Annotated in this window: 20 protein-coding genes; 15 read left to right on the top strand and 5 right to left on the bottom strand. The window is 59.5% G+C overall.

Going from position 1 to position 21,768, the window contains the following annotated elements:
• The first annotated feature begins 124 nt into the window (after window positions 1–124).
• Window positions 125–748 (top strand): LysE family translocator, encoded by a 624-nt coding sequence (locus tag BUE38_RS11105; protein WP_073435274.1) that lies wholly within the window; start codon window positions 125–127, stop codon window positions 746–748.
• 69 nt (window positions 749–817) lie between these two features.
• Here BUE38_RS11105 and BUE38_RS11100 read toward each other — a convergent pair whose 3' ends face one another.
• Both BUE38_RS11100 and BUE38_RS11095 read right to left on the bottom strand, forming a co-directional pair.
• Entirely contained in the window at window positions 818–1,483 is a 666-nt protein-coding gene (locus BUE38_RS11100; protein WP_234986917.1) for a Vgb family protein, read from the bottom strand.
• 41 nt (window positions 1,484–1,524) lie between these two features.
• Window positions 1,525–2,727 carry an HTH domain-containing protein gene (locus BUE38_RS11095; RefSeq protein WP_234986911.1) on the bottom strand — a complete coding sequence of 401 codons (1,203 nt, stop codon included), beginning with the start codon at window positions 2,725–2,727 and terminating at the stop codon, window positions 1,525–1,527.
• Window positions 2,728–2,862: 135 nt separating this feature from the next.
• On the opposite strand from BUE38_RS11095, the gene BUE38_RS11090 reads away from it, so the two are divergent.
• Window positions 2,863–3,639: a DUF899 domain-containing protein gene (locus BUE38_RS11090; protein ID WP_073435272.1), complete on the top strand. Its 777-nt coding sequence runs from the start codon at window positions 2,863–2,865 to the stop codon at window positions 3,637–3,639.
• A gap of 29 nt (window positions 3,640–3,668) precedes the next feature.
• Here BUE38_RS11090 and fhuE read toward each other — a convergent pair whose 3' ends face one another.
• The gene (gene fhuE, locus BUE38_RS11085) at window positions 3,669–5,816 is read right to left on the bottom strand and encodes a ferric-rhodotorulic acid/ferric-coprogen receptor FhuE (RefSeq protein WP_234986909.1); all 2,148 of its coding nucleotides are present in this window, start codon (window positions 5,814–5,816) and stop codon (window positions 3,669–3,671) included.
• A 235-nt stretch (window positions 5,817–6,051) separates the two neighbouring features.
• On the opposite strand from fhuE, the gene BUE38_RS11080 reads away from it, so the two are divergent.
• From BUE38_RS11080 to BUE38_RS11050, 7 genes are all read left to right on the top strand, one after another.
• Window positions 6,052–6,945, top strand: a complete 894-nt coding sequence (locus BUE38_RS11080; RefSeq protein ID WP_073435270.1) for a dihydrodipicolinate synthase family protein — start codon at window positions 6,052–6,054, stop codon at window positions 6,943–6,945.
• Window positions 6,946–7,101: 156 nt separating this feature from the next.
• On the top strand, window positions 7,102–7,545 hold the full coding sequence (locus BUE38_RS11075) for a thiol-disulfide oxidoreductase DCC family protein (protein WP_073435443.1): 444 nt from the start codon (window positions 7,102–7,104) through the stop codon (window positions 7,543–7,545).
• A 296-nt stretch (window positions 7,546–7,841) separates the two neighbouring features.
• On the top strand, window positions 7,842–8,819 hold the full coding sequence (locus BUE38_RS11070) for a TRAP transporter substrate-binding protein (protein WP_143166288.1): 978 nt from the start codon (window positions 7,842–7,844) through the stop codon (window positions 8,817–8,819).
• A complete protein-coding gene (locus BUE38_RS11065) occupies window positions 8,819–9,298 on the top strand; it encodes a TRAP transporter small permease (RefSeq protein WP_073435268.1) in 480 nt (159 codons plus the stop codon). Before BUE38_RS11070 ends, BUE38_RS11065 begins: the two co-directional genes overlap by 1 nt.
• Window positions 9,295–10,581, top strand: a complete 1,287-nt coding sequence (locus BUE38_RS11060; protein ID WP_073435267.1) for a TRAP transporter large permease — start codon at window positions 9,295–9,297, stop codon at window positions 10,579–10,581. The genes BUE38_RS11065 and BUE38_RS11060 overlap by 4 nt, the downstream gene beginning before the upstream one ends.
• Before the next feature lie 2 nt (window positions 10,582–10,583).
• Complete coding sequence (locus BUE38_RS11055) at window positions 10,584–11,354, top strand: HpcH/HpaI aldolase/citrate lyase family protein (RefSeq protein ID WP_073435266.1); 771 nt, start codon at window positions 10,584–10,586, stop codon at window positions 11,352–11,354.
• Window positions 11,355–11,393: 39 nt separating this feature from the next.
• Window positions 11,394–13,124, top strand: coding sequence for a thiamine pyrophosphate-binding protein (locus BUE38_RS11050; protein WP_143166287.1), 1,731 nt, complete (start codon window positions 11,394–11,396; stop codon window positions 13,122–13,124).
• 49 nt (window positions 13,125–13,173) lie between these two features.
• Here the strand turns inward: BUE38_RS11050 and BUE38_RS11045 are convergent, their stop codons facing one another.
• Both BUE38_RS11045 and BUE38_RS11040 read right to left on the bottom strand, forming a co-directional pair.
• On the bottom strand, window positions 13,174–14,160 hold the full coding sequence (locus BUE38_RS11045; RefSeq protein ID WP_073435265.1) for a LysR family transcriptional regulator: 987 nt from the start codon (window positions 14,158–14,160) through the stop codon (window positions 13,174–13,176).
• Window positions 14,161–14,399: 239 nt separating this feature from the next.
• Entirely contained in the window at window positions 14,400–15,731 is a 1,332-nt protein-coding gene (locus tag BUE38_RS11040) for an ArgE/DapE family deacylase (protein WP_073435264.1), read from the bottom strand.
• A 189-nt stretch (window positions 15,732–15,920) separates the two neighbouring features.
• Here BUE38_RS11040 and BUE38_RS11035 point away from each other — a divergent pair, with 189 nt between their 5' ends.
• The 6 genes from BUE38_RS11035 to BUE38_RS11010 all read left to right on the top strand — a co-directional run bounded on the left by BUE38_RS11035 (window position 15,921) and on the right by BUE38_RS11010 (window position 21,523).
• Window positions 15,921–16,853, top strand: coding sequence for a LysR family transcriptional regulator (locus tag BUE38_RS11035; RefSeq protein WP_073435263.1), 933 nt, complete (start codon window positions 15,921–15,923; stop codon window positions 16,851–16,853).
• A 312-nt stretch (window positions 16,854–17,165) separates the two neighbouring features.
• Window positions 17,166–18,143, top strand: a complete 978-nt coding sequence (gene dctP / locus BUE38_RS11030; protein ID WP_073435262.1) for a TRAP transporter substrate-binding protein DctP — start codon at window positions 17,166–17,168, stop codon at window positions 18,141–18,143.
• A 10-nt stretch (window positions 18,144–18,153) separates the two neighbouring features.
• Window positions 18,154–18,678: a TRAP transporter small permease gene (locus BUE38_RS11025; RefSeq protein ID WP_073435261.1), complete on the top strand. Its 525-nt coding sequence runs from the start codon at window positions 18,154–18,156 to the stop codon at window positions 18,676–18,678.
• Window positions 18,678–19,982: a TRAP transporter large permease gene (locus BUE38_RS11020; RefSeq protein WP_073435260.1), complete on the top strand. Its 1,305-nt coding sequence runs from the start codon at window positions 18,678–18,680 to the stop codon at window positions 19,980–19,982. The genes BUE38_RS11025 and BUE38_RS11020 overlap by 1 nt, the downstream gene beginning before the upstream one ends.
• Before the next feature lie 49 nt (window positions 19,983–20,031).
• A complete protein-coding gene (locus BUE38_RS11015; RefSeq protein ID WP_073435259.1) occupies window positions 20,032–20,709 on the top strand; it encodes an RraA family protein in 678 nt (225 codons plus the stop codon).
• A gap of 109 nt (window positions 20,710–20,818) precedes the next feature.
• Window positions 20,819–21,523: a hypothetical protein gene (locus tag BUE38_RS11010; protein WP_073435258.1), complete on the top strand. Its 705-nt coding sequence runs from the start codon at window positions 20,819–20,821 to the stop codon at window positions 21,521–21,523.
• The last annotated feature ends 245 nt before the right edge of the window (window positions 21,524–21,768 follow it).

Here is a 21,768-nt window from a genome sequence, read left to right as displayed (position 1 = left end):
TAAAAACGGTCACTTAGCGAATCATCGCGGTGGCCGTTTTTTCGTTTTCTGATGCAGGAAATCCCTTCAAGTGCCAAGCTGGTGCTCTGGCCCTGATCGAGGATGAGCAACCGAGGGAGTCGAGATGACCCTGGAGCTTCTGTTGGTGTTTCTGCCCGCCTGTTTTGCACTGAACATGGCATTTGGACCGAACAACCTGCTGGTTACGACCAATGCAGCGCGTGTCGGGCCGTTGAAGGCCATCACTGCAGCCTTGGGTCGTATCGTTGCGTTCATTCCGATGATAGCCGCCGCGGGTATCGGGCTGGGAACACTGCTGACAACCTCCATGTGGTTCTTTCTGGTAGTGAAGTGGGTCGGTGCCGCCTACCTGGCGTGGCTGGGCGTCAAGCTGCTGATGAGCAAGCCACAGGTGGCGATGATGGACACTCCCACCGATCAATCGTGTTGGCGGCTGATGCGTCAGGAGTTCCTGGTAGCGGCGGGCAATCCCAAGGCGATTCTGATCTTTACCGCCTTTCTGCCTCAGTTTGTGGCACCGGATGACTATGCGCTGAGCTTTACCCTGTTGGGTGCACTCTTCCTGCTGATGGAGCTGGTGGCGGTGGCCCTCTATGCATTGCTGGGCTGCAAGGTCGGCAGATATCTACGCAGCGGTCGAACCATGCAATGGTTCAATCGTGCCAGTGGAGGATTGATGGTGGTTTTCAGCATTGGTCTGCTGGCGATGAAGCGACCCGCCAGTTGAGAAGCACGACAGGGGCCCCATTGCAGGAACATGGCCCCTGTCGCTTACTGTTGATGTACCGCCAGACTCTCAGCCACGCTCAGGCCGACGTACGACTCTGAGCATGCCGCTGTCTCCGCCGCCGCAGAAGAACTGTCCATTGCCATCGCTCTCGAGCCCTGATATGCCCTTGCCTGACGGCATCTCGAGACGTTCCTGAACCTGACCGGTCTGCGGGTCGATTCGTCGCAGGTCACTCTCGTTGTCTTCCCAGGTGCCGTGCCACAACTCGCCGTTGCACCAGGTCACGCCGGTGACGAAGCGGTCGGATTCGATGGTACGCAGAATCTCTCCTGTCTCGGGGTCAACCTGATGGATCTTGCGGTCCTTGTAGCGCCCCACCCAGAGCGAACCTTCAGCCCATGCCATTCCCGAGTTGCAGCCGTCGGTGGGGGCTGGGATGGTGGCGATTACCTCAGCGTTGCTGGGGTCAACCTTGTAGATGCGGTCTCCGGCGATCTGAAACAGATATTGTCCATCGAAAGCGGTTCCCGCGTTGGCGGTGACATCGAGTGAGCGCAGTGGCTTGCCGCTCTCGGGATCGAGGGCGACCAGGCTGTCGCCGGTGGCCACCCAGACGCATCGGCCGTCATGGGTAACACCATGCACACAATCGATGTCCGAAAAGGGGCCGAATTCGTGGGTGATATTGGCCGCCTCGGTTTTCATGTTGTCGCTTTTCATGTCGCTTTTCATGTCGCTTTCCTCACTTCTCTGGATAGGTGCCTACAGCCTGGTCAATCCGAGTACGGAACAGGGAGTAACAAGGTTGTCGGGAAACCCGGCACTGGCAGGATTGCCCAGCGGCGGGCCCGTCCCTGGCCATGGGCCGTTACCTTGTCCGCTGCGTGAAGCGTGTCCAGAGAGCGTTGCACGGTGCGTTGGCTAACTCCCAGCGCCATTGCCAGCGCCGAGCTGGACCAGGCCTCGCCATCGGCCAGCAGTGCCAGGACGCCGTTGTGCCGGTCTTCGATAGGCGGCACCAGGGTGGCGACTGTAGCGGCCTGTTGAGGCACCAGCACGAAGCCCTGATGCGTCGAGGTGATCTCGGCCAGTCCGCGCAGCTCGGCGCGCAGGCGCCCGATCTCGACTCTCAGTCGGGCGCGATGGGTGTCATCGGCGTATTGCGTCTTGAAGGCGCGGGAGATGAGGGTGTCTCGGCGGACATCACCGGGCCAGGCCTCACTCAATGACCGAGCCAGTGCGAACAACACGGGGCGAGTGGCCAGCGATATCTCGTGGTGAACATCCCGCACCACATGGCGACAGGCATCCACGACGAGTGTGCTGGAGGTTTCCAGAGCTTCCAGTTCCTCGAGCAGAAGAGGGCATTCACCGCCTTCGGTGATCAGGTGCGCCACGGGGGCATCCAGCGTATGGGCAGCGCTGGCGACTTCCATGGTCAGCGCCGGGATCCTGATCTGATGGGCGACGGCCTCGGCTCGGGCGAAGGCACGACGTGCCGGCTGTGCGTGACGGCGGCGCATGGCGATTCCCGCCACTACCAACTCGCGGGCGGCGCGTGACGCGGGAGGGAGGTGGTCAGGGTCGAGCGTGGCCAGCAGGGACTCGGCATCGTCGAGCCGACCGGTCAACAGCAGCAACCGAGCCTCCAGATAGCGGGCATGGGCCGCATTGCGCTGATCCCCATAAGCCTCAAGCGCCTCTCGGGCTTCATCAAGCGCCCGGGCCGACCAGCCCAGGTCACGCGAGACAAGAGCAATCTCGGCTTCGGCCACAATGCACCGTGCACGCTCCACGACCTCGTCATTGGCGAAGGTACGTGCCGCGGCCTGGAGCAATTCCCGAGCGCGGGCAAGATCACCGAGCTGCGCCATGGCAATGCCCCGCAGCGCGAGTGCATGGGCGTCGTTGCGCAGGGCGACTCTGTTCAGGGCGCTGATGGGATCCCCCGCCTCCAGGGACTGCGCTGCAGCCATGATCAGAGCGTCCATCGAAATCCCGCCACTGTTGTTACTCCCGGTCAGCATTCATCGCTACTAAATATATGTCATGGCCCCGTGTTCACGGGGGATATCGAGTCACACAGCGAGTGTAGAGAGCGGGAGAAGACGATGAGTCACAAGACAGGTACACGAGAAGCGTGGTTGGCGGCACGGCTTGAGCTGCTTCAGGAGGAGAAGGCACTGACGCGGCGCAGCGATGAACTGGCACAGCAGAGGCAGGACTTGCCCTGGGTTCGAATCGACAAGAACTATCGCTTCGAGACCGAGGCAGGCAGTGCCTCATTGAAGGATCTTTTCCAGGGGCGCTCCCAGTTGCTCGTCTACCATTTCATGTTCGGGCCTGACTACACGGCAGGCTGCCCTTCCTGCTCGATGATCGCCGATGGTTTCAACGGCTTTGCGGTCCACCTTGCCAATCATGATGTCACGTTGATGGCCATCTCCCGGGGACCACTCGAGGCGCTCAGGGTCTACAAGCAGCGTATGGGCTGGAGCTTCCCCTGGGCATCATCGCAGGAAAGTGACTTCAATGCCGACTTCAGTGTCTGGTTTTCCGAGGAGCAGCAGCGCCAGGGAGACGTCGAATACAACTACCGGCGCGAACCCTCGGCGGCCTGGCGAGAGGGGCAGGAAGGCGGTGGCGAAGGGGAAGAGGATCGTATTGCGGCGATGTGCGGAACCGATTCGGCCACCTTCCAGAGAGATCTGCCGGGCATGAGCAGTTTCGTGCTCGAGGACGGCGTCGTGTACCACTGCTATTCCGCCTATGCGCGCGGCCTGGACAGCCTCTGGGGAGCCTACCAGTGGCTCGATAGAGCTCCCAGAGGACGTAATGAATCAGATGGTATCTGGTGGCGACGTCACGATGAGTATGGCCAGTGCTGAGACAACCCCGTGACGCGCATGACGGGACCTCAGAAGTCATACCTCAGGGTCGCCGTGACGTTACGGGGTTCGCCATAGACACCGTAACCGTCGAAGTAGCTGTAGTACTCCTCATCGAACAGGTTATCGATGTTCATCTGCAGCGCCAGTTGCGGCGTGAACTGGTAGCGGCCAAACAGGCTGGCCAGGGTATAGCTGCTCTGATTGAGGGTCCTGGGTCCCTGGGGGCCGCTGATGTCGTTGAGGTAGGTGTGGCTCTGCCAACGGATGCCACCCCCGACCGTCAGGGGCTGCCACTGGGGCACATGGTAGCTGCCGAACAGGTCCACCTTGGTGCGAGGCTGATCCGTCTTGTACGGGCCGTCACTATCCGTGGCCGTATAGTGGGAGGCACCCAGTGTCAGGTCGAGGTTGTCGGTGACTGCGCCGTTGAGTTCGAAATCGATCCCTTCACTGACCACGCCCTGTGCTGCGTGGTAGGTGGTTTCTGTCGAGCCGGGTGTCAGCGGGTCGGCCTGGGCGACGTTGTCCTGTTCGATGCGGAACACGGACATGGAGGCCGTCAACAGGCCATTGAACCAATCCGCCTTGAGTCCGGTCTCGTAGTTCCTGCCGACCACCGGTTCGAGGAACTTGCCATCGGCATCCCGGTTGTCCTGGGGCTGGAATATCTCGGTATAGCTGACAAAGGCGGCCCACTGATCATTGATATCGTAGATCAGGCCAGCGTAGGGAGTGATCTCGCTCTGGTTCTGGGAGGCCGAGCCGCCGGTACTGCTCCAGCTGTCGCCACTCCAGTCGGTATAGCGTGCGCCGATGATCAATGTCAGTGGGTCGGCCAGTGCAAGTCGAGCGGCGGCGTAGGCAGCTCGCTGTCGTACGCTGGTACTCTCCAACGGGGTCCACTCGCTCCATTCGGGGTTGGCCGTGCTGCCATCCCAGTGGTTGAAATCACCCGCAGCGAAGGCTGGCGCGAAGGAGTTGTCGTAGTCATTGGTCTGTTTGCTGTAGCTGATGCCGGCGATCAATTCGTGCTCACGCCCCATCAACTCGAAAGGCCCGCGAGAGTAGACATCGACGGAGTCCAGTTGCCGTTCACCGCGGTTCCAACCGGTGTAATTGGTCACTCCCTGACCGGTGCTGCGGTCGGGAAAACCATCGGGATACATCAACCTGGCATCAAGGTCGGTTTGCGCATGGGTGGCTGTGCCGCGTAGCTCCCAGCCGTTGGCAAAGCGATGGTTGAGGTCGGCGAAGACCTTCTCGGATTCGAAATCATAGTAGGCCCAGTCCGGCGCGATGCTGAACGAGCGCGAATAGTCCGTTTCACTGCCATCGCTGTACCACAGTGGAAGGCCACCCCAGGTCGGCGACGAGGCGTGAGTATCCTGGTAGTCATAGCCTACGGAAAGGGTGGTCGCGTCGGAGATATCCGCATCGATCACCATGTAGCCGAACGATTTGCGCTCGCTGTAGCGATCGAGATGGCTGTCGCCTTCGTCATAACCACCGATGAAGCGTGCTCGAACATTACCGGACTCGGTCAGTGGGGTTGTGACATCGGCAACCCCGCGGCGCTTGTCCCAGCGCCCCACAGTGCCGGAGACCGAACCTGTGAGCTCTCGGCTATCAGCGTGCTTGCGAATGAAATTGACGGAGGCGCCGGGATTGCCCGAGCCGGTCAGCAGCCCATTGGCCCCGCGTACCACCTCGACACGGTCGTAGATGGCGGTATTCAGTGATCCTTCTCCGAAATACCAGCGGTCATCGGTATTCAGGGTGGGAATGCCATCGTATTGATAGCTGTTGATGCGAAACCCGCGGGAGAAAAAGCCGACCCGATTGCTGTCGATGTGACGAGCGGAAACACCGGTGGTGTTGGATAGTACATCGCTGATGGTCTCGAGGTTCTGATCTTCGATGCGTTGCTCGGTGATGGTACTGATCGACTGAGGAACGTCGCGAGGGCTGAGCTCAAACCCTGTTCCGGCACTGGTAATGCGGCGTGTATAACCGACGTTATCGTAGAGATTGATTGCCGTGACGGTCATGGTATCGAGCTGAGCACCTTCGACGGGCGCGGTGTCGCTCGGGTTGTCCGTCTGCGCCATGACAGGGCCTGTACCGAGCAGGGCCACTGATGCCAGGGCGCTCAATGAGGCGGCTTGTTTCGACAATGTTCTCTCCCTCGATGGCGCGGCAGGCGCACCCGGTGTTGGCATGGTTGTCAGGCAGGACTGTGCTGCTGGAAAGATTAATTTTAATGCTAATGATATATACTCGCATTAGCAACTGTTGAAGTAGAGCCTGACCTGGTCGAGACGTCTGGCTGGCGTGATGGAATCAGGGCAGACTGAAAGGGTGGGCTTACCGTCATTTCATCCCTTGATTCAGCCACCAGGAGAGTTGGGCATGCTGTCAGGTCTGAGCGCATTTCCCTTGACCCCCATGAACGAGAACGGTCTTGATGAGGCGGCATTCGCACGCTTGATCAAGCGTCTTGTCACTGCAGGTGTGGATTCCATTGGCGCGCTTGGATCGACGGGGAATTACGCCTACCTTTCCCGGGAAGAGCGTGGACGAATTGCCGGACTGGCGGTGGAGAACGCCGGCGATACTCCGGTGATCGTCGGTATCGGTGCCTTGCGCACGAGGGAAGTGCAGGGGCTGGCTGAAGATGCGCAGAAGGCAGGCGCGAATGGGGTGTTGCTGGCGCCGGTTTCCTATCAGCGGCTCTCTGCTGATGAGGTCTTTGGCCTCTATGAAGCAGTGACTCGTGACCTGTCGGTACCGCTGTGTGTCTATGACAACCCTGGCACGACGCACTTCGAATTCACGGATGAATTACATGGCCGTATCGCGGAACTTCCAAAGGTGAAGTCCATCAAGATTCCTGGTGTTCCGGCGGAACCTGAAGCGGCCAGAGCGCGTGTTGAACGGCTGCGTGCCCTGATTCCGTCGCATGTCTCCATTGGGGTCAGTGGCGATGCCATGGCTGCTACGGGACTGAATGCCGGATGCGAGGCCTGGTACTCGGTGATTGGTGGCCTCTTCCCCGAAGCGGCATTGGCCATCACTCGTGCGGCACAGGCCGGTGATGTGGGGCAGGCAACGCGCCTGTCTGCACGACTTCAGCCATTGTGGGATCTGTTTACGCAGCAGGGTGGCAGTCTGCGAGTGGTTGCCGCCGCCGCAGAACTGAAAGGACTGGTGGAGACCCCCTGCCTGCCGCTACCGCTCAAGGCACTGGAAGGCGATGCCCGACAGCAGTTGTCGGCATTGTTGGATGAACTGGAGCTGGCTTGACTGGTGCTGACTTGAGCGGTGGGAAGCCGTTGAGTGACCATGGCCAGGCGGTGTAAGCCATCATCAATCGCACATTCGGTGCCTGGGGTTGGGAGCGTGAGACATCGCGACACTGAGCATGACAAGCCCGAAGAACCGGAGGCGAAGGCTTCGGACATGCCTTGTTCGGGGCAGGGGCAGCACCCCGATGGCCTGATGGTATTCGATGGCTTCTGCAACTTCTGCTCGGTACAGGTGCAGTTTCTGCTGCGGATCGATCGTCACGGTGTGATCCGCTTCACCTCGATCCAGTCTCCCTATGGTCGGCATCTTGCTGCGCGTTTCGGGATCGACCCTGATGATCCCTCGACCTTCCTGTTCTTCGATCACGGGCGCCCACTGGAGGCGAGTGAGGCGGTGATCGCGATTCTGCGTCGCTTGCCTCGGCCCTGGCGATGGCTGGGCGTCATTCGCGTCATGCCTCGATCATGGCGAGATGCCGGGTATCGCTGGCTTGCGCGCCATCGCTATCGCCTGTTTGGCCGTCGTAATCGCTGCATGGTGCCGACGCCAGAGCAGCGGTCTCGCTTTATCGACGATATTCCTGACGAGTCGCCGTAAGGCCGTCCCTCCCATTTCTGGTTCCCACCCTACCGTCTTGCCGTTTCCGGCATGACTGTCTGCAGTCTTGTACCTGTTCTCTTGTATAAGCCAGATAAATTCCATGAATTAAAAATGGAAAATTGTCTTATGCCAACGACTGGCTGAGGCTCAAGCAGTGCTTCCTCCACGATCCTCAACACCGCTCAGGATCCAGAAGCAGATCTCATTACTCGCAGCAATTCGTCATCCACGACGACTCTCAGTACCCACAACAACTCTCAGCACCCACAACAACTATGACAACAGGTATCGACATGAATATCAGGATTCTCTCACTGGCCATGCTTGGCGTACTGGGCACGGCATCGAGTTCGGTGCAGGCACTGGATATCAAGCTCGGTCATGTACTGGCGCCGACGCATAGCTGGCATATCGCCGCCGAAGGCTTTGCCGAGGAGGTGCGCGACGGCACGGAAGGCCGCGTCAACTTCCAGCTGTTTCCCAGTGGTCAGTTGGGTAATGAAAAGACCATGGTCGAGGGGATGCAGATCGGCAGTGTCCCGGCGGGCCTGATTGGTTGCAGTTCCTTCGATTCTCTCAACCCGAGCTTCGGCATCGTCGAGCTGCCTTATTCCTGGGCGGCCCGCGAGAACGCCTACGCAGCCTATGATGGCGAGTTGGGCGGGGCGCTGGAGGAGTTGGCGGAGCAGTACAACATGAAGGTTCTCTCCTGGTGGGAGCTGGGTTTTCGTCACGTGACCAACAACGAAGGCCCGATCAATACCCCCGAGGATCTTTCCGGCATGAAGATTCGCGTCACGCCCAATCGCATGCGTCTGGATACCTTCACTGCTCTGGGAGCGAGCCCCGCACCACTGGCATTCGGCGAGCTGTACTCGGCGTTGCAGCAGGGCGTCTTCGATGCTCAGGAAAACCCGCTGTCGATCATCGAGTCGTCTTCCTTCTACGAGGTTCAGGACTATGTCTCGCTGACCGGGCATGTCTGGGTGCCGGCCTGTCTGACCATGTCGCAGCATGTGTGGAATCAGATTTCCGCCGAGGATCAGCAGGTGGTGCAGCAGGCGGCTGACCATTGGCGCGATGAGCAGCGTGGCATGGCGCAGCAGGATGACGAACGCCTGGCGACCAAGCTCGAGGAACAGGGAATGCAGATCAACGAGGTGGACGTGGCGGCATTCTCGGATGCGGTTCAGGGCGTGTGGTCGGACTATGAAGAAGTGTTCGGCAGCGAGCTGATGGGTCTGGTCAGGCAGTATCAGCAGGCGCCCTGATGACGGACTCTCTGACATCTCTGTGCCGTGTCGTGGCTCATCTGTGTCTGGTGGTGGCCGGTGCTGGCGCCGCACTGATGGGGTTGCTGGTCAGTTATACGGTGTTCATGCGCTGGGTGATCGGTGCCCCTCCGCACTGGGCCGAGGAGTTGCCGCAGTTGGTACTGGTATGGATGACGCTGCTGGCGGCAGTCGCCTGCAGTTACCGCCGCAGCCATCTCAGTGCCGGTCTGATGCCGCTGATCATCACTTCGGTATCGCTTCAGCGCTGGATCAATCGGGTCATGGATGTGGTGTTGCTGGGCATGTTCCTGATGCTGGCCAAGGCGGGCTGGGACCTGGCCTGGTTGACCATGTCGCAGACCACTACCGCACTGCAGTTGCCGGCCGGGGTGGTGTATATGGCCGTGCCGGTGGGCTGCACGGGGATGGCACTGATGCAGCTTGAGCAATTGTTTTCGCGGGAGGCTCGCTCATGACGGCAGGTGCCCTGACGCTGATCAGTGTCTTTGCGTTGGCGATACTGGTCGACGTACCGATTGCCTTTGGCCTGATACTGGCGGTACTGGCCTATCTATTGGCCTTTGGTGCGGCGCCGATGATGGTCGCAGCCCAACAGTTCGCCACCGGTATGGAGAGCTTTACGCTGCTGGCCATCCCGCTGTTCGTGCTGGCAGCGCAATTGATGAATCACGCTGGCCTGACCCAACGCCTGGTGCGGCTGTGTATGGCCATGGTTGGCGATATTCGCGGTGGCCTGGCAGTGGTTGCGGTACTGGCATGCATGATGTTCGGTGCGCTGTCGGGATCCGGAGTGGCGGATGTGATTGCCATCGGCAGCATGCTGCTGCCGGCCATGAAGCGCAGTGGTTATCACCAGGGGTTCAGCAGTGCGCTGGTCGGTACGGCCAGCTCCGTTGGCACGGTGATTCCGCCAAGCATCGTGATGATCGTCTATGGCACGACCTCCAACACCTCCGTCGGCAAACTGTTCATGGGCGGGTTGATTCCCGGTTTGTTGCTGACCCTGGCACTGGCGGCAGTGGCGATCTTCGTCTCGCGTCGCCATGGCTGGGCGGGTGGCCAGAAGGCGGAACCTGGGGAACGGCGACGGGCCTTCATTGCTGCCCTGCCGGCATTATTGGTACCGGTGCTGATCATCGGCGGTATCCGCTTCGGGGTCTTCACGCCGACGGAAGCCGCAGCGTCGGCCATTGTCTATGCGCTGGTGGTCGGGCTGGTGGTCTATCGCAGCCTCAACTGGAAGTCGATCGTTGATAGCGTCCTGGCGACGGCGGAAACCTCCGGCGCGATTCTGGTGATCATCGGTGCGGCCGGCATGTTTGCCTGGGCGCTGACCTACGAGCAGGTCCCACAGGCGATTGCCGCCTTGATCGGTGATCTCACCGATAGTCGGGTGGGAGTCCTGCTGTTGCTGATGACGATCCTGCTGGTGCTTGGGTCGTTCATGGAAAGCATCGCCATCATCATCATCGTCACCCCCATCGTGCTGCCGCTACTGTCCCAGTACGGCATTGATCCGGTGCACTTCGGGGTGCTGCTGACCATCAATCTGGCAATCGGTGCCAACACCCCGCCGCTGGGCGTGGACCTGATGGCGGCCTGTCGTATCGCCGGCATCAGCGTCATGTACTCGCTGCGCCACTTGATGCTGATGCTGGTGGCGATGATCGCCGTACTGCTGCTGGTTGCCTTCGTTCCCGAGTTGGTGCTGTTCCTGCCGAATCTAATGGAGGGTTGAACATGTCATTGCCCTTCAAGACGCCGATCAAGGATCTGCGCAGTTGGCTGTTCATTGGTGGCCATGATCTCGAGCGAATCGAGAGTGCACTAGAGCAGGGGCCCGATGTGCTGGTGGTGGACCTGGAGGAGTTTACCCCTGCCGAGAGCCGGCAGGCGGTGTGCGCTGGGTTCGCCGAGATCGTGGCACGTTGTGAGCGTCACCACTGTGTGGCGGCGGTGCGCATCAATCGCTTGAGTGAAGGCGGTGCCGAGGAGCTTGTCGCGTTGAGCCGGATTCCTGCGGTGGTTTTCCTGCCGCAGGTCGACTCGGCGCAGTGCATCGCCGAGCTTGATCCGTTGCTGACCGAACGGGAACTGCGCTCGGGGCTGACATCGGGCAGCACGGTGTTGATTCCCACCCTGGAGAGTCGCCTCGGGCTGGAACGCAGTGACGAGATTCTACGTGCTTCACCACGACTTGAGGCGGCACTGCTCGGCAGCGGTGATCTGGCCAGAGACCTCGGCCTCGAGTCGGGCAACCGAGTGGCGGGTCTGGCGGCCTGGCGCAGACACCTTGTCGAGGCCTGCCGGCACGTGGAGTGCCTGGCCATTGATGGACCCTGGCCGGAACCTCAGGGGTTTGTCGAGGATCAGGCCTGGGCACAGCAATTGGGTTTCCGAGCGCGCTGCGTGGTGGATAGCCGCCAGATTGCCCCCCTTCATCAGGCCCTGGCGTCCGGCCCTGGTATCCGACCCCGGCCCGGCGCCTCGCCCACGCCCATGAACCGATAACCATGCTCCATGACCCGACAACACAATGAGAATCCTTACATGAGTATGCAATGTCCTTCCGACGCACTGGTACGGCGCAATGGCGGCCAGATCCTGGTTGATCAGTTACGCCGGCATGGCGCGCGTCGTGTCTTTCTTGTCCCTGGTGAGAGTTATCTGCCTTGCATCGATGCGCTCAATGAACATCGCGGTGCCATCGAGCCCATTGTCTGTCGCCAGGAAAGTGGTGCCGCCTATATGGCTGAGGCCTTCGGCAAGTTGACCGGCGATCCGGGAATCTGCTTCGTGACCCGCGGGCCGGGTGCCACCAATGCCTCGATCGGGGTGCATACCGCTTTTCAGGATTCCACGCCGATGATTCTGTTCATCGGTCAGGTGGGCAATGACTTCGTGGAGCGTGAGGCGTTCCAGGAGATCGATTACCGCCGTATGTTCGGCCCGATGGCCAAGTGGGTGGCGCAGATCGATGCCACCGACCGCATTCCCGAGTACGTTGCCCGCGCCTGGCGGGTAGCCACCAACGGTCGCCCTGGCCCGGTGGTGCTGGCGCTGCCGGAGGATACGCTGTGGGGAGAGGCCGAAGTGGCCGATGCCGAGCCGATGGCTCGCCTGCATGGCTATCCTGGTCAGTCACAGCTGGATGAACTGAAAGCGCGGCTGGCAGAGGCCGAGCGACCCTTCCTGCTGCTGGGCGGCAGCGGCTGGACCGAAGAAGCACAGCAACAGATGACCGCTTTTGCACGTCGCTTCAACTTGCCGGTTGGCGTTGCCTGGCGTCGTCTGGAGTGCTTCGATCAACGTGACGCCCAGTTCGTCGGCCACGTTGGTATGGGCATGCATGATCAGTTACGCCAGCGCCTCGCCGACACTGACCTGCTGATTGCCGTGGGTACGCGCATCGGCGAGGCCACCAGTGAGGGCTATTCGTGGATTACCTCGCCGACGCCGAAACAGACACTGGTTCATGTCTACCCTGACCCGGAAGAGCTGGGCAGGGTCTATCGTGCAAGTCTGGCGATCGATGCCGATGTGGTGGGCTTCGCCCAGTCGCTGGACCGACTGCAGCCCGATGCTCAGACGAGTTGGCAAGATGCCACACAGCAGGCCCGCCAACAGTATCTGGCAACGCTTGAGCCACAGCCGGCGCCGGGCGCACTCAATCTCGATCGCGTCGGACTCTGTGTGGACAAGCTGCTGGACGGCAAGGGCTGCGTTACGGTGGGTGCCGGCAACTATGCGCTTTACCCGCATCGTTTTGTGCGCTTCTCGGGGCTGGGCAGCTCGCTGGCGCCGACGGTGGGCTCCATGGGTTATGGTTTGCCTGCGGCGATATCGTCAAAGCTGGAGTTCCCGGAGCGTCCGGCGGTGTGCTTCGCCGGTGATGGTTGTTTCCAGATGAACCTGCAGGAGCTGGGCGTTGCCCTGCAGTATCGCCTCGGGATCGTGGTACTGGTGTTCAACAACGGTATGTGGGGGACGATTCGCGCTCATCAGGAGCGAGACTTCCCGGGCAGGGAGATTGCGCTGACCTTTACCAACCCGGCCTTCACCACTCTGGTCGAAGCTTATGGGGGCCAGGGCAGAGTCGTTGAGCGCGATGAGGATGTCGAGCCGGCATTGCGCTGGGCGCTGGAGTTTGCCGAGCGTGAGCGGCTGCCGGTGCTGATCGAGTTGCGCTACGAATCGGACTATATCGCTCCCGGCCAGAGTCTCAACGACATTCGTGATGCCGCCCTGGCGCGAATCAGCGCGCAGGCCGCCAGCGAATGAGACCCTGAGATAGCCGTAGAGCAGGGCCACGGGAGACCGTGGCCATTACTCAGCTTACGGCTCGCCCTTTGCTGTCCGCCGGGACGGTGTCGATGCCCCTGGTCAGGCGGTCCTCCAGTGGAACCTTGGCCAGGGCATTGTGGAAGAAGTCGATGAAGGCCTGTTCGGCTGCATTGAAGCGTCCGTCACTGTGCCAGAGCACGTTGAGGTCGATGGGTGCGACGCCATCGTAGGGCGGTAGCGGCCACAGGCGTCCCTCCTTCACGTCACGCATGACGGTGTATTCGGGAAGGCAACCGATTCCCATGCCGGCCACGATCATGCGCTGGATTTCCTGCATGCGACTGGACTGGCCAATCACTGGTCCCTTCAGGCCCTGCTGTGCGCGAAACACCGCCAGCGGAGAGAGCACGCCGTCCAGCTGTTCGCTGCTGAAGGAGATCCAGGGCTCGAGCTTGAGTTCATCCATGGACAGGTTGTGGCGGCCGAACAGGCGGTGGTGGGGACCACAGTAGAGTCGATATTGCTGACGGGCCAGGGTGTAGCCGATGAGCGGTTCGGGTTTGCGCTGCATCAGGCAGATTCCCAACAGGCTCTGGCGGTGCAACAGGGCCTGTTGGACTTCCATGCTGGACATGTCCTCGATCTCGAAGGTGACATGCGGATGACGCTGATGAAAGCCTTCAAGAACGCTGTCGAGAAAGCAGCAGTCGATACCGGTGACAAGGGCCAGCGATATGTGCCCGGCAATCTCCGGGTCGGATTCACCGATGGATGCGGCCAGTTTGGCGACATTGGCGTAGATCTCGACGGCGTCTCGATAGACGAGATGACCCGCCTCGGTCACCCGAAAACGATGGCTGTCACGCTCGATGAGTTTCTGGCCGAGTCGTTCCTCGAGGCGTTTCAACGACAGACTGACCGCGGGCTGGGAAAGATACAGGCGAGTCGCTGCCCGGCTGACGCTTTCCTCCTGCACGATCACGATGAAGGTGCGCAGCAGGTTCCAGTCCAGAGTGTCGTGAATGGGACGCATGGAAGGGGTTCCCGGGCCAGTGGTTGGAGCGATCCATGGCTTCAGTCATCCATGGTTTCAATCGCTCTCGGTTTCGGACTTCAACGATGTCAAACATCGACGGCTTCGATGATCGATGGCTTGAACATGTGGCGTAGATGCCATTGCCGATCATATACCACAGACAAGCGGCACGCAGGCTCCGCCGGTAGGAACGCGGAAGCCTGCATGCCAGATGGATAAGCCGAGAGAGGACGATATCAGGAAGATTCTTCGGTTTGCCCGGGTTCCTGTACACCGCACCACTGCGCAATGAACAGGGCGATTGTCTTGGTGATGAGCTTCAGGGATTCAAGCTCGACGCACTCATCGAAACCATGGATGTCACGGGATTTTGGCCCGTAGACCAGCGTTGGCATGTCGCCATATATGGTGAAGACTCGCGCATCGAGATAGCCGGGCGTGGTGAAGCTCTGCAGCTCGCTGTTGAAGGCAGTATGGTGGCATTGTCTGAGGGTCTTTTCTGCATCCGAGCCTTCTTCTAGAACGTAGCCTTCGGCATAGAAACCGGTGTAGGTGATTTCAGGCATGTCTCCGCCGAGACGAGGATCTGCCTGAACGGCATCTGCCAGCGTCTGCTCGATGCGTTCGCGGGCCTGGTTGGCGCTCATGCCCGGATAGATGGCCGCGCGGACGTCGAACTCACACCAGGGTGGCACCGTGGAAGGCCAGTCGCCGCCATTGATCTGGCCGATATTGAAGTTGATGGGATGTTCGAGATCCTCGAAGTAGCGATGCTGGCCCTTCTCGTCATTCCATTCCTTCTCGAGCCCACGCAATGCCTGGATGGCGGCATAGGCAGCATCGATGGCGTTGAAACCGGAGGTCATCTCGCGAGTGTGGGAAGGTTTGCCCAGCATGCGGACCTTGAACCACAGCACACCGACATTGGCGCGCACCAGCATGTTCTCTTCCGGCTCGGGGATGATCACGGCATCGGCCTCGTAACCACGCAGTAGCGCAGCCAGAGCACCATTGCCGGTGCACTCTTCCTCGACAACGGACTGGAAGTAGATCGGCGCCTGGGGACGAAGGCCTGCGGTACGCACCGCATCATAGGCAAACAGGTTGGCCACCAGGCCCGCTTTCATGTCTGCCGAGCCGCGCCCATACATCCAGCCATCAATGATATCGGGGCTCCAGGGCGAGCGGCTCCACATCTCCTGAGGACCGGTCGGGACCACGTCGATATGGCCGTTGAGAATCAGCGAGCGACCTTGCTTGTGTTCAGAGCAATGTTGTTCAGAACAATGCTGCTCGGGACGATAGGTGCCGACCACATTGAAGGCATTCTCGTAGGATACGGTCACCGGACCAAAGCCTTCATGATGCTCGATATCCTTCACATCGATTTTCCAGCGATCCATGGAAAATCCACGCTCTGACATCGCCTTGAACAACAGATCCTGAGCCGTATGTTCCTGGCCACGAACCGAGGGAATCTTGACCAGTTTTTGAGTGAATTTCAGTTGCTCATCAAAAAGTATGTCAACCGAGTTTATTATACGTTGTACCTGGTTTTCGGATAGCATCACCGGCTTCCTGTATCGATGGAACCATGATTCACGAGACTTGCACGCTGCTGTCCAGGTGGTCAAACCATGAATTCTGATAGTCGATATTAGCGGTCCTGATGTGCTTCAATGCTTTGAACCATGAACTCAGGACAACAGTTCAGGACAACAATTCAGAACAGCAATTCAAGACAACCAGGGGTGAGCATGGACAGACTGGACTGGAATCTGTTGCGTACCTTTCAGGTCATTGTGCAGATGCAGAGCATCAGTTCGGCTTCGGCCAGGCTGCATATCACCCAGTCTGCCGTCAGCCAGGCCCTGCGGCGGCTGGAGACTCAACTTGATCGAAAGCTGATCGAGCGCAGTGGCGGGCACTTCTATCTCACGACCTCCGGCAGGCATGTCTACGAGATTGCCGAGGCGGTGAATGGCGATATTTCCAGACTGCAGCTGTTGTTGTCCTCGGTGGACAACGATGTCGTGGGTGAAATCAAGGTGTTGGCTGCCAGCCGCATACAGTCTGATGTCTATGACCGCTTCTGGGCCAACTTTCGGGCCCACTACCCGGCGATCAACGTTCATCTTGACGTCATGCGCAGTGACGACATCATCGATACGCTCAGGAATGCGACCGCAACCATCGGCATCGGCCTGGCCCCCCGGCCTATCAAGGGGCTTGAGCGGTATTTCTTCCTGCGCCAGCGCTATGCCATGTTCTGCGGGAAGGGACACCATCTGTTTTCCGCCGAGACAACTCGGTTGGAGGACCTCGCCAACGAGGACTTTGTGTCCTTCTCCAGCGATATCATCGGTGGCAGCCTTTCCCCTTTGACAATCTTCCGTGATCAACACGGGTTCACCGGCAAGGTCATTGCAACGTCACCGAACTATGACGAGATCGTTCGTTTACTGATTGCAGGTTATGGCATTGGTTGCCTGCCCCGCCACAGTGCAGGGCTGGAGGTCGATCGAGGGAGGCTCAGGATGCTCCCCCCTGAGGACGGCATCTGTGATGTCGAGTTGCATATGCTGTGGAAGAAGGACGCACTGACATTGGCGGGACAGGCATTTGTCGATGAGTTTATCCACTATATGGATGACCATGATGATGATGAAAGAGCGAGGTGCAGTGGTTAGCCTCCTTTCTTTCATGCTGTTTATTCATGAATAACAATCGAAATACAACCAGGTTTGTCGAGTGGTTAATCAATATATTTTTTAATATAAGTTTCGTAAATTTACAGTATTAAAAAAACCAAGAACCAAGGGCGTGTTTCTCGTTGACGATGTCGTAGGAACCTGACTAGATTGAAGCAGGATCGACAGATTTTCTGTAGCGGCTATTTCCGTAGCCAGACTCAGGGTGAGGCGCTTCCCGTAGCCACCTCATGTTCGATACAGGATCTTCGACAACAGGATGTTCAACAACAATCACAATGCGAGAATCCCATGAACTCCACCTTCAAGACGCTGAGTCTCGCGGCTCTGGTGCTGGCTTGCGGCCAGGCGGCAGCAAGCGATCTGCGCATGTTGACCAGCTACACCACGACTTCTGCCTATACCCGAGAAGTGGCCGAGCGTTACATCGATATGGTCGAGAGTGCCAGTGACGGCGAGATCTCGTTCAATCTCAGCGGCCCGGACGTTGTCCCCCCCTTCGAGCAACTGGAACCGGTTTCCGCCGGTGTCTTTGATGTGCTCTACACCCACGGTGCCTACCACACCAATACCACTGGGGTCGGTGCGGCCATGGATTCCGTCTTCGTGGATCCTGCGAAGGTGCGTGAATCCGGGCTGTGGGACTTCATTGATGGCCATTACAACGAACTCGGGATCAAACTGCTGGCGATCGTGCCGTTGGGCTCCAGTGGCTTTCAGTATGTCCTCAAGGAACCCATCGAAGGATCGCCCAGTCTCGAGGGTCGGCGTCTGCGGGGCAGCCCATCCTACTCCAGCGTGACCCAGGGAATGGGCGGGACGCCGGTGTTGATGTCCAGTGGTGATGTCTATTCGGCACTCGATCGCAATGTCATCGATGGAGCGGCCTGGGGACTCAATGGGGTCAAGGATCTGGGCTGGTATGAGGTGGCCGACTACTTCACCAAACCGACCTTCGGTCAGACCTATACCTACCTGTTGATGAATCTGAACAAGTTCGAGGCGCTGCCGGAAGGCGAGCAGACAGCGCTGCTGGAACAGGGGCAGGCTCTCGAGGCCGAGATCGTACCGATTCTTGACCAGTTGGCGGTGGATGAGTGGGCAGCGCTCGAGGAACTGGGCATGCAGGCGACGCATTTTGCTCCCGAGGACGCAGAACGTCTGGATGCGCTGGTCACTGAAGGCATCTGGCAACTGGGCCTGGAAAAGTCGCCAGAGGCTGTGGCCCGTATGCGCGAGATCGCCGAACAGCACGGTATGACGCCCTGAGGTTGGCGCCATGACCATGCTGAGTGTTCTGACCCAGGCCCATGACCGCCTGACACGCTTCGGATTCCATCTTGGCGGTGCCGCGCTATGCGGCATCGTCCTTTCCTACTGGATCGAAGTGGTCGCGCGTTATTTCTTCAATGCCCCGACGCTGTGGTCCACCTCGGTGATTGCCTATTGTCTGTGTATTGCCGCGAGTCTGGCAATGCCGGAGCTGGCAAGGCGACAGGGACACATCGCCATTACCGCGCTGCAGGAGCAGATGTCGGGAGCCTGCCGTCGCCGCTATGAGCGCGTCATCGCCCTGATCACAGGCATCATCTGTCTTGTCGCCGCCTGGATGCTGGTCAGCGAGACGCTGCGCCAGTTCAGTAGTGGCACCACCACCGCCATGGGGCTGAGTATTCCCAAGTTCTGGATATCCGCCTTCATCGGTTATGGCTTCACAGGTACTGCGCTGTACTTCCTGCGCCGCTGTTTCTGGCCGGACAGTGTCGAGTGGTCTCACGACAGCATCGAGCAGGAGGCTGACTGATGGAATGGTATGTGACACTTGGCCTGGCCGTTGCCCTGTTGATGGTGCTGTTCGCCATGGGCCTGCCGATCTTTGTGGCCTTTCTGGCAATCAATGTCATCGGCACTCTGTGGCTGATGGGAACGGCGGGTTTCGGGCTCTTTGCCAATAGCGTCTATGACACCGTGACCTCCGAGGCGCTGACCACCATTGCCTTGTTCGTGCTGATGGGGGAACTGCTGTTCCGCTCAGGGTCCATCGATGTGATCTTCGATTCGCTCGATACCCTCATGGGGCGTATCAAGGGGCGCCTGTTCTTCTTTGTGGTGGCGCTGTCGACACTGTTCGGCGCGCTGTCCGGGTCGGGACTGGCGGTCACCGCCATGCTCAGTCGTTCGGCTCTGCCGACCATGCAGGAACGAGGCTACGAGGACCGGCTGTCGATCGGCTTGATACTCGGTGGGGCAGGGCTCGCTGCGATCATCCCGCCGAGTCTGATGGTCATCATCATTGGTTCGATGGTCGATGTCTCCATCGCCAGACTGCTGATTGCCGGCATCATCCCCGGCATCGTGCTGGCATTGCTGTTTGTCGCCTATGTCGTGGTGAACCTGATCCGGAATCCGTCCTGTGCTCCTGCGGCGGATGATAGTGGCGATCGTAGCTGGCGAGAGCGTGCCCTGGCGCTCGCCAACATGGCGCCATTCAGCATCATCATCTTCGCGGTACTGGGGCTGATGATGCTGGGGGTGGCTACTCCTTCAGAGTCCGCTGCGACCGGGGTACTGGGATCGATACTGGTGGCCTGCTACTACCGGCGATTCAGCCTCAGGATGGCGGGAGAGGCGCTGCTGTCGTCGCTGTCGATCAGTGCCATGATCATCACCATTCTGGCCTGCTCCAAACTGTTCAGTCAGTTGCTGTCCTTTACCGGGGCCACCTCCGGGCTGGTGGCAACGGCATCGAGCCTGAACCTCGATCCGGCGTGGATGTTCCTGATTCTGATGCTGATCCCGCTGCTGGCCTGCATGTTCATTGATCAGATCGCCTTCATGATGGTGGTCATTCCGATCTATGCGCCGCTGGTAAAGGCCTATGAATTCGATCCGATCTGGTTCTGGACCCTGTTCCTGATCAACCTCGCCGTCGGCAGCCTGACGCCACCTTTCGGTTACAACCTGTTTGCCATCAAGGGGGGCGCTCCCAATGTCTCGATGCCGACCATCTTCGCGGCGGCCTGGCCCATCGTGCTGTGCTTCCTGATCGGCATGGTGTTGTTCTATCTGCTGCCGGGTCTGGTCACGTTTCTGCCGAGCCTCATCTGAGCCCACCGGTTCATCGTAACTGCCTGCTGAGCAAGAGGAGAGTCTATCCGTGTACGCCATCGCGCCCATGCCCGAGCCCTTGTCCGCGTCACGTCGCCAGCGTCTGCTGCAATGCGAGACGGCGACCATCGGCCATTTCCATCATCGTGGCTTTGTGGATCCACGGATTCACTGCCAACTGGATGAAGTACGGATCGCTGGCGTTGCGGTAACGCTGTCACTGCCGGCTGCCGATGGTACGTTGCTCAGCCATGCGACTCGGTTGCTGCGTCCCGGAGATGTGCTGGTCATCGAACGTCAGGGAGATTGTCGTCATGCCTGTTGGGGCGGTGTCCTGACCGAGGTTGGCCGACGCATCGGCCTGGCTGGGGTGGTTATTGATGGTATGGCCACTGACCTGACCACGCTCCGACAGCATCAATTCCCGGTCTGGAGCCGGGGAGTATCGTCCTTGACGACACGTCTGCTCGACCAGGGCGGGACGCTGAATCATCCGGTCAGTGTCGGAGGTGTCGCGATACACCCCGGTGATATCGTGCTGGCCGACGAGAATGGCGTCATCGCATTGTCTCCCGCTGAGGTGGATGACGTCGTGGATCACTGCCTGGAGCTGCAGGAGCAGGAACAGGAGATCCTGCAGCGTCTTGCGGCCGGAGAATGTCTGCCGGACATCAGTGGAGCCACGGCGCTGGTGGAGGCGGGGCTGGTGGGTGCCGATCAGCACTGAATCATTCTGCAGCGGGGCAGAAGGTGCGTATCTGCCTGAGCTGACCAGGGCGGTGAGATATCGCCGCATGGGCCAGACTATGCCTATCTGGTGCGGAATGGAGTCGAGCATGGGGGAACGGCGTGCACGAATGCCTGGTGGAGCTCTGATCGGAACCCAGGGTGTCAGGGGCCGGCAATGGACAGCAGGCGCAGCATTGTTGATGGCAGGGCTGATGGTCTCGGGCGTGCAGGCGGCCAGCAACATGGAGTATGTGCCGGTCGATGGATCGGCGTTGATGTTGCTGCACCTGTCGAATGGTGAGATCCATGCCGTGGAGTTTCCGCAGGTCCATGAAACAGTGCCTCATGCCCAGTGCGATGGAAACTTCAGTGGGGTGCTCGATTTTCGAGCAACGTCTCCGGAGGAAATCAGTGCCGAACAGGCTGAGCGACGTTATGCGCTGAGTGTACTGTTTGACCCGCCTCATGAAGATCCACTGCCGACACTTCGAGTCCATGGCCAGGGGCCTCTGGTGCTGCATGTGGCACCGATGGATATGCCGGGTGATGACCCGGCGAACTGGGCTCCGGAAGGAGAAGTTGCCCGATATGACAAACACTGGTATCTGCAGCTCAGCTGGAGTTTTCGCCCGGGACAGCTCGCCGAGGAGCAGAGTCTCGGCTCCATCACTCCCACTTCTCGAGCCCCAATGCTGCCGGAAGGCGGCGATGATGTTGTGGTGGACCGAGCCGAGCTGCACCTCGATATGCAGCTACCGGCGAGAGTTCATGAGGACGGGGCTCTGGTGCCATGCCCACCGGCCTCTGAATGATGGGCAAGAGATATTAACCCGGCATGCTTTCATGTTGGGTTAATGGCGGCACAGGGACGTGCCGCCGTCGGCCATCGGGCCGACGCGAGACCGTGCCACACCAGCAGATTCGCGCATCTGCGCCAGTGTGGTACGGACGAAAATCAAATCGATCAGGATGAGCTATTTGATTGCCATGTTAATAATAACCGGCAAAAAAAGACCGCCCCGGAGGACGGTCAGGCTAGTCACGGCCTTGCGGCCGC

The organism is Halomonas cupida, assembly GCF_900142755.1.
GTDB lineage: Bacteria > Pseudomonadota > Gammaproteobacteria > Pseudomonadales > Halomonadaceae > Halomonas > Halomonas cupida.
Note: the sequence above shows the minus strand (reverse complement) of the source record. Positions and strands in the feature narration are given on the sequence as shown.

What these genes read in the sequence shown, in the direction of transcription:
- BUE38_RS11105 (WP_073435274.1), top strand. Translation starts at nt 125, where the DNA reads ATGACCCTGGAGCTTCTGTTGGTGTTTCTGCCCGCCTGTTTTGCACTG.
- BUE38_RS11100 (WP_234986917.1), bottom strand. Translation starts at nt 1,483, where the DNA reads ATGAAAAGCGACATGAAAAGCGACAACATGAAAACCGAGGCGGCCAAT.
- BUE38_RS11095 (WP_234986911.1), bottom strand. Translation starts at nt 2,727, where the DNA reads ATGGCTGCAGCGCAGTCCCTGGAGGCGGGGGATCCCATCAGCGCCCTG.
- BUE38_RS11090 (WP_073435272.1), top strand. Translation starts at nt 2,863, where the DNA reads ATGAGTCACAAGACAGGTACACGAGAAGCGTGGTTGGCGGCACGGCTT.
- BUE38_RS11080 (WP_073435270.1), top strand. Translation starts at nt 6,052, where the DNA reads ATGCTGTCAGGTCTGAGCGCATTTCCCTTGACCCCCATGAACGAGAAC.
- BUE38_RS11075 (WP_073435443.1), top strand. Translation starts at nt 7,102, where the DNA reads ATGCCTTGTTCGGGGCAGGGGCAGCACCCCGATGGCCTGATGGTATTC.
- BUE38_RS11070 (WP_143166288.1), top strand. Translation starts at nt 7,842, where the DNA reads ATGAATATCAGGATTCTCTCACTGGCCATGCTTGGCGTACTGGGCACG.
- BUE38_RS11065 (WP_073435268.1), top strand. Translation starts at nt 8,819, where the DNA reads ATGACGGACTCTCTGACATCTCTGTGCCGTGTCGTGGCTCATCTGTGT.
- BUE38_RS11060 (WP_073435267.1), top strand. Translation starts at nt 9,295, where the DNA reads ATGACGGCAGGTGCCCTGACGCTGATCAGTGTCTTTGCGTTGGCGATA.
- BUE38_RS11055 (WP_073435266.1), top strand. Translation starts at nt 10,584, where the DNA reads ATGTCATTGCCCTTCAAGACGCCGATCAAGGATCTGCGCAGTTGGCTG.
- BUE38_RS11050 (WP_143166287.1), top strand. Translation starts at nt 11,394, where the DNA reads ATGAGTATGCAATGTCCTTCCGACGCACTGGTACGGCGCAATGGCGGC.
- BUE38_RS11045 (WP_073435265.1), bottom strand. Translation starts at nt 14,160, where the DNA reads ATGCGTCCCATTCACGACACTCTGGACTGGAACCTGCTGCGCACCTTC.
- BUE38_RS11040 (WP_073435264.1), bottom strand. Translation starts at nt 15,731, where the DNA reads ATGCTATCCGAAAACCAGGTACAACGTATAATAAACTCGGTTGACATA.
- BUE38_RS11035 (WP_073435263.1), top strand. Translation starts at nt 15,921, where the DNA reads ATGGACAGACTGGACTGGAATCTGTTGCGTACCTTTCAGGTCATTGTG.
- dctP (WP_073435262.1), top strand. Translation starts at nt 17,166, where the DNA reads ATGAACTCCACCTTCAAGACGCTGAGTCTCGCGGCTCTGGTGCTGGCT.
- BUE38_RS11025 (WP_073435261.1), top strand. Translation starts at nt 18,154, where the DNA reads ATGACCATGCTGAGTGTTCTGACCCAGGCCCATGACCGCCTGACACGC.
- BUE38_RS11020 (WP_073435260.1), top strand. Translation starts at nt 18,678, where the DNA reads ATGGAATGGTATGTGACACTTGGCCTGGCCGTTGCCCTGTTGATGGTG.
- BUE38_RS11010 (WP_073435258.1), top strand. Translation starts at nt 20,819, where the DNA reads ATGGGGGAACGGCGTGCACGAATGCCTGGTGGAGCTCTGATCGGAACC.